This is a genomic window from Colwellia sp. TT2012 (genome assembly GCF_001440345.1).
Taxonomy (GTDB): domain Bacteria; phylum Pseudomonadota; class Gammaproteobacteria; order Enterobacterales; family Alteromonadaceae; genus Colwellia.
Genome location: NZ_LJYX01000150.1, coordinates 1 through 777, shown reverse-complemented (window position 1 = coordinate 777; position 777 = coordinate 1). Strand labels below are relative to the sequence as shown.

Genomic DNA, 777 nt, shown 5'->3' with positions numbered 1-777 from the left:
CATTCTGGCCGCCATCCGCCAGGCTTACGCTGGCGCAACCCACCAGGAAGTCGCAGTGTTCACGTCGCATATACATGGCCAACCCCGTCCATAACAGCATGATGACGCTGCCGCTGCGGTAATTTGGGTGCACACAGGCATGTCCCGCTTCGGTCATGCGCGGCCGCAAGTGATTCAGGCGACTCAGGTCAAATTCCTGCTCGCAATAATAACGTCCCATACGTTGGGCGGCCGTTGGGCTCATCACACGATAAGTCCCTACCACGCATGATGTCTGAGTGTCGCGTACTATTAAATGATCACAATAGTCGTCAAACTCATCAATATTCAAACCGCCGGAGTCGACGGGGCCGGAAAGCTGGAAAGTTTCAGTGAAAACTCTATGGCGTAGACGTTGTACTTCACGTATTTCTTGCGGTGTGCTGGCAAGACTTATGGTCAGCTTTGTATGTTTCAAGTTCGCGTGTGAATGGCTGTAACTGGGGGGTGTCATTGATTGCATGCGACTTCCATTTTAGATTTATTTAACCCTGTCTGATAGCGGTCAAAATACTAACGTGCCACTTTTGGCTTTGGCATAAGGAAAGGCGAAAGTGCGCGCAAGCCTAGGCGCTGAGATTAAGGCAGGGCCTAAGGGCCATGTGCAAAAAGCGCAGGGGAGACGGTTGGAATGTATTCAGTAGGTGGCGATCCTTGCGGTCAATGAGCCGCCTGCAAGCAAGCCATGAACGTTGTGCCACTGCCCACCTGGGAGCTCTCCACCACATCCCCACCATG

At 52.6% G+C, this 777-nt stretch carries 1 protein-coding gene; it reads right to left on the bottom strand.

What is annotated here, in order from left to right; genetic code table 11:
- Positions 1 to 502 (bottom strand): GNAT family N-acetyltransferase (locus tag ASU03_RS19250; protein WP_157466002.1); only part of this gene is annotated, 502 nt, incomplete at its 3' end.
- Positions 503 to 777: the final 275 nt, after the last annotated feature.